The sequence below is a fragment of the Coleofasciculus sp. FACHB-712 genome, assembly GCF_014695635.1.
Classification (GTDB): domain Bacteria; phylum Cyanobacteriota; class Cyanobacteriia; order Cyanobacteriales; family FACHB-T130; genus FACHB-T130.
This window is the reverse complement of record NZ_JACJOQ010000619.1, coordinates 1-6332: the sequence shown is the minus strand read 5'-3', so window position 1 is coordinate 6332 and position 6332 is coordinate 1. Positions and strand designations below refer to the sequence as shown.

Here is a 6332-nt window from a genome sequence, read left to right as displayed (position 1 = left end):
TTGATATCCAAAGGCGATACGGATGCTGGGGGAATTACAGTTATCGCCAATGACAGCATCACGACGCTGGATCTTGACGCAACAGCGACTAAAGGTGCTGGAAATGCGATCGCGCTTAGCAGCCAAAACGGAACCGTACAGACTGGAAATGTGAAAACTTCCGGTTCTCCCATCACTGTCTCTGCTCAAGACAATATCACTGCTGCCAATATTGATTCTGCTTCCGAAAAAGGCACCGGGGGAGCGATCGCACTTACTAGCAAAAACGGAGCCATTACCGCTGCAAATTTGACCTCCAAAGGTACAACCAGCGGGGGTGCAGTCACCGTTGCGGCTCCAGGTAGCATCACCACGGCAAATATTGACACATCTTCTACCAATGGCACCGGCGGCGCGATTCGCCTAACGGCGATAGCTCCGCTTCACGCTCTTTTAAGCGATGCAGCAGCCATTCAAAGCGGCAATTTGCTCTCCCAAGGAGCAGCAGGCGGTGGGGATATTGAAGTTTCCGCTCAAGGCATCATCACTGCTGGAGTTATCGACTCTAGTTCCAGCTTCGGGAAAGGTGGTAACGTCACCTTGGCAAACCCGCTGATCGAACTCAACAAAAAGCCAATTGATGACATTCAAGTTGTCTCCATCAATGCCCAAAGTGGAGGAAGCGCCTTCGGAGGAGTTGTTAAAATTACAACCGATCGGTTCTTCCGTGCTACAGGCACTTTCACCGATTCCAAAAACCCATTTGCGACCAGCATTTCCACGATTGGAGGCGCTGGGGACGGCGCGATTATGATTTCCCACGGAGGCGGTTCCTCCTTTACTCCCTTCGTGGTAGGAGATGCGACAGAAAACGGTACGGCTGGCGCTCTCACCACCGGAACCGGGTTCCTGAGTACGATTTTGCCATCCAAAGAATTTCCTGGCCCTTATCGCCAAGGCAATATTCAAATTACTCCCCGCCGTCCGGGAGACAACCTGCTTCCCTACTTCGGCGCGATGCCCTTGAATACGCCTACAAGCGTCTCTGACGTAACAGTTGATACGACGAGCGACCTGGATAGCACAATCACCTCTAAATTTGACCAACATCTGGGGCAAACGGGAAATATCACCAATCCGAAAGCAGCCGCCAACCTATTGAGCCAAATCGAGAAGCAGACGAGCATCAAATCAGCATTTGTTTATGCAGTCTTTGCACCGGATCAAGTTTCTAGTAGCCAAAAAACTCAAATTAACAAAGACGATGAGCGACTAGAGCTAATTTTGGTAACAGGAGAGGGGAAAACGAAACGGGTGCGTGTAGCAGGCAGCAAGCGAGGAGCGCTGGGCGCATCCGCTTCGCGATCGCAAATCCTGAAAGTCGCTGGAAAGTTGCGAAACGCCATTACCAATAAAAATAAACTGAATGACGACTATCGTGCCCCCGCCGAACAACTGTATCAGTGGCTAATTGCACCCATTAAGGACGAATTAGAAGCCCAAGGTATCCAGAATTTAGTCTTCATTATGGATGCAGGCTTGCGATCGCTTCCTATCGCCGCCCTCCATGACGGTCAACAGTTTTTAATCGAGAAATATAGTATCGGTCTCATGCCTAGCCTCAGCCTCACCGATACCCGCTACGCTAACATTAAAAACGCTAAAGTCTTGGCAATGGGTGCCGACCGCTTTACCAACAAAACGCAAAATCCATTGCCTGCTGTGCCGGTAGAATTGTCGATGATTACTTCTAAGCTATGGCAAGGTAAATCCTTCCTCAACGAAGCTTTCACCCTCAAGAATTTAAAAGCACAACGCACTTCTACACCCTACGAAATTATCCACCTCGCAACTCATGCAGAATTTAAGTCAGGGGCACTCGGTAACTCCTATATTCAGCTGTGGGACACCCAATTGAGATTGGATCAAGTGCGTCAGTTGGGCTGGAATAAACCAGCGGTAGAATTATTAGTGCTGAGTGCCTGTCGTTCAGCACTGGGAAATGAAGAAGCCGAGTTGGGCTTTGCCGGGTTTGCGGTGCAAGCAGGCGTGAAGTCAGCGCTGGCAAGTCTTTGGTACGTCAGCGATGAAGGTACATTGGGGCTAATGACCGATTTCTACAAAGAATTGAAAAAAGCCCCGATTAAGGCAGAAGCTTTGCGACAGGCACAGCTAGCAATGTTAAAGGGAAAGGTGCGACTAGAAGGGGGACAACTGCATACTTCTGATGGCAATATGCCTCTACCCTCCTCTCTTGCATCAATCGGAGATAAAGACCTAAAGCATCCTTATTTCTGGTCAGCTTTCACAATGATTGGGAGTCCTTGGTAGAAAGTTAATGCATGAAAAACCCGTTGACTACAAATACTTCTTCAACAGCAACCCCATTTTCTCCTTCGTTGCTGCCGGAACGTTCTCTAGTCGCGTGAGGATTGCATATTTTAAAGCCGAGTGAGCATCAGAAACTGGCGGATTTTCACTCAGACGCCGAACAGTTTCTTGAATTACTTTTTGAGCATTGGTTGCATTGCGTTGCAGATTGGCAATGACCATTTCTACCGTTACGCTGTCGTGATCGGGGTGCCAACAATCGTAATCTGTTACTAATGCTAAGGTTGCATAAGCAATTTCTGCTTCTCTGGCTAACTTCGCCTCTGGTAAATTAGTCATGCCAATGATTGTGGCACCCCAACTGCGGTAAAGATGCGATTCAGCTTTTGTAGAAAATGCGGGTCCTTCCATACAAACATAAGTACCACCGCGATGGAGCGTGACGTCGGGTAAGTTTAAAGATGCGATCGCATCTGCCACAACTCCAGCCAATTGATTGCACACGGGATCGGCAAACCCAATATGAGCCACAATCCCTTCCCCAAAAAAGGTAGAAACTCGATTTTTGGTGCGGTCAATAAATTGATCCGGCACTACCATATCTAAAGGTTTCGCTTCTTCTTTGAGAGAACCCACCGCCGATGCAGAGATCAGGTACTCGACGCCTAGCTGCTTCATGGCGTAGATGTTGGCTCGAAACGGCAACTCAGAAGGCAACAGCGTGTGATTGCGACCGTGACGTGCCAGGAAAGCCACTCGCGTTCCTTCCAAAGTTCCCAATATCAAAGCATCAGAGGGGAAGCCAAAAGGCGTGGAGATTTGCATCTCTTCTACATCTTTGAGCGCCTCCATCTTGTAGAGACCGCTGCCACCGATAATCCCAATCCGAGCCTGAGTCATTTTTTTGCCTTCTTGCTACAACGCCAAGCTATTTTACGGGATATTCGGGAGTGTTTGGATAGACAATCTGATTTGTCAATGATGAGAATCACCAAATTATGAAGGAATTGTTACATTCTCTTGAAGATGGCGATCGCGCAGGATTGTAAAGAAATATTACAATATTTTTATATGTCCTCAGAATCTCGTTCTGCGGGATTCGCAGCAGTATTACATAAAGTTGCTAGAGAACTATGCCAGCTTCAGCTAGTTTACCCACAATCTCCGTTCAACAAATTGTTGAGCGAATCTTTGTCTTTCGCCAAATTTCTCGTACCGATCAACGTCTATTGATGTCAACATTCCTATCGCAGGAAACCCTAAGTGAAGCAGAACACCTGCTAATTAATCGCGTGTTTGATGCACTGAAGCAGGGATTGCTAAAAGTAGTGGATTAATTAAGAAGAGTTGACTTTTAACTTTATTTATGTCAGCTCGCTTAAAGTAGCAAGCTTGAGGGATTGATAGCCTTTTAACAATTTAAATAAATATCAAAAAATATATTATTTGGAAGTAAGTCAGTTAAGGTGAGACTGAATTTACATCAGTGCAGATGCACTTAATCCATAAAGATGAGCAATTCGACAAACTCTCTGACAGCGATCGCACTGCTATGTTTCTATACCACTGGCTTGCAGCTAATCGCCCAAACAAAGGCAAATGCAGCTACACCAATTTTACAGGCTCAATCGAGACCTGCACAAAACCAAGGCGTATGTTCATTTATTAATGGAAATAACGTCAATATCCGTAGTCTACCCAATACTCAATCCAATATAGTCGCCAAACTCAATAGAGGCGATACGGTTCGGGCAGTGCGAAAACAGGGTAGCTGGGTTCAAATCTCTGGAAGAGTAACCTCACAACCCGGAGTGACTCCGGAGGTGGTTAAACCTCTGAAGGGTTGGGTACTCAATACTTACATCAATGGATGCTCTGAAGATCAATTCGATCGGTGGCGGACATAAAAAATACCACTTAATTCTCCGTTCCATTGAATTAAGCCAATATTGGGTAGTGCTAAAAAATTAATGATGCATTAATTTTTTAGCACTACTCCATACACTACTATTCTTTAGCGTTGGCAAAACTTTTCGAGCTACTGTAAATAGTTTAATTCAAACCTTGAAGATAGGTTTTTTATAGTGGAAGGGAATTTCTCAATTTAAAGCGCACTGGCATTTTATCAGACGGATAAATTAACAGGTTTTGCTGTAATTGTTCTAGAGAAGAACGACCCTTGACTAAATCCCAGTCGAAGTTGCGGAGCAATAATGCTAGCATCATCGTTCCTTCCAGCATTGATAAATGCTCCCCCAAGCAACGATGAGGTCCTGAGCCAAAGTCTATCATTGGCAGCGAACTATTTTCCTTGCTCTTCTCTAACCAACGTTCTGGCAGAAATTCCTCTGGATTAGCATAGACTTCTGGATCTCTTCCCGCAGCAAGCATTGACCAAGCTATTCTTGTACCGCGAGGAATCGCTTTACCATCAATGAGGGTGTCGCGTTGAGCCTCCAATGAAGTCGAGCCTGAGGCTACTGAATAAAGGCGCAAGGTCTCCTTAATAATTGCGCTAATATAAGCCAATTCCTTGAGGCTTTCGGTATTTATCAAGCCTTTGCTTTGCCAAACTTGGTCAACGATGTCTCGTGCTTGCTGAAAAACCCTTTGATTGAAGCTCAACTCTCCTACTGCAAAGGATAAAGTATGGGCTGTTGTATCAGTACCAGCGATTAAGAGTTCAACACATTCTGCTATTAATGTGTCGCGATTGTATTTTGGTTCTTTGGCAGCGATTTTGACTAACATTGATTCGGAGAACCAAGAACTTACCTGTGGTAAATCGGTCTTGTTTTGTTCTCTAAACCGTAAAGCTAAGTCTACACGGGGAGTTAAGAATTCCTCTAAATATCGCCTTGCTGCCCAATAATCTTGTGAATTTTTAGAGGGCAAATATTTCATCCATATCTTCTCGCCAGTAGCTTGTCGTAGGAACCGATAGCCTACAACAGACATCGCTTCGTACACCTTGGAAACTTCCAGGGGCGGTCCTTCAGGAGTAGCGCTCTTTCTATCCACTGGAATTCCCAGCACTAGACAAGAAATCACTCTCATTGTAAGTTCTACAAACAGAGGATCTACCTGAACTTCTTTTGATGGCGGTACTTCCTTCAATGTAGCAATTACTTGTTCGCAAGCCTCGCTAATAATTTCTGCATATTTCGTGAGGCTGGTAGAACTGAATTCGGGATTCCAAGCTTTGCGTCGCCACTGCCACTCAGCCCCAGTTTCTCCTAATAGAATCGGACCACTGACATCGTTCCAAGCTTTGCGTAATTGCTCCGACCTGATTAAGCTACCATCTTTCATCCCATTGACAATGGTATCTTCGATAACTTTTGCTTTACTTAAAATAACAGCAGGCTGATTGACCTTCCATATAACATACATCGGACCTAGCTCTTGACTCCAATCAAACATTTGCTGGAATAATTTCTTCTGTTTGACTGCTGCTAATAGTTGAGGAAGATTTCCTAACAGCCAGTGTTGAGGAGGTGAAGGGAGCGATCGCAGCGATTTGTATGTATTATTTTGTTTCCACCAGCGCCACCCACTTATTCCCGCTATGCTAGTAACGCCTAAGACTGTTGCTAAATATGGAAGTGAGTCGAAATAAGCAATCTCAGTAGTAATGTTTTGAAGCATGAATCCGCCTTTATCCACAAAAAAACTACAGATTACCCAGATACTAACTGAACGTGAGTTCGATGGCTAGAGAAAGGCAAAAAGTTTGACAGATATGAAGTGCGAGAAACTGGGCAGGTATTGGCGATCGCGCTCGATTGATTGGGGACTTCCAAGCAATCAATTAATCAACAAAAGCCAAGAATCCATGCTTAAACAATAGCGATCGCTCAAAACAGAGAGTTATAAAGGACAAATAGCACTGTAGTCCTATTAAATCCAAAACCATCACAAGATAGGCGTGGCATGGAGCGAATTATATTGGGCTAACAAAGTAACTATGCCAGGTTTGCACCAGTTTCTCAGCCGCTATCGTTCCTTCCAGAGGGAAACAT

General features: G+C 45.2%; 5 protein-coding genes. 3 read left to right on the top strand and 2 right to left on the bottom strand.

Going from position 1 to position 6332, the window contains the following annotated elements:
• Positions 1-2310 (top strand): CHAT domain-containing protein (locus H6F50_RS22830; protein ID WP_190430463.1); only part of this gene is annotated, 2310 nt, incomplete at its 5' end.
• Positions 2311-2337: 27 nt separating this feature from the next.
• On the opposite strand, the gene H6F50_RS22825 is transcribed toward H6F50_RS22830, so the two are convergent.
• Complete coding sequence (locus H6F50_RS22825) at positions 2338-3210, bottom strand: S-methyl-5'-thioadenosine phosphorylase (RefSeq protein ID WP_190430462.1); 873 nt, start codon at positions 3208-3210, stop codon at positions 2338-2340.
• 233 nt (positions 3211-3443) lie between these two features.
• Here H6F50_RS22825 and H6F50_RS22820 point away from each other — a divergent pair, with 233 nt between their 5' ends.
• Both H6F50_RS22820 and H6F50_RS22815 read left to right on the top strand, forming a co-directional pair.
• Positions 3444-3647, top strand: a complete 204-nt coding sequence (locus H6F50_RS22820; RefSeq protein WP_190430461.1) for a hypothetical protein — start codon at positions 3444-3446, stop codon at positions 3645-3647.
• Between the two features lie 174 nt (positions 3648-3821).
• Entirely contained in the window at positions 3822-4217 is a 396-nt protein-coding gene (locus H6F50_RS22815) for an SH3 domain-containing protein (RefSeq protein ID WP_190430460.1), read from the top strand.
• A 172-nt stretch (positions 4218-4389) separates the two neighbouring features.
• Here the strand turns inward: H6F50_RS22815 and H6F50_RS22810 are convergent, their stop codons facing one another.
• Positions 4390-5958 carry a cytochrome P450 gene (locus H6F50_RS22810; RefSeq protein ID WP_190430459.1) on the bottom strand — a complete coding sequence of 523 codons (1569 nt, stop codon included), beginning with the start codon at positions 5956-5958 and terminating at the stop codon, positions 4390-4392.
• Between the last annotated feature and the right edge of the window lie 374 nt (positions 5959-6332).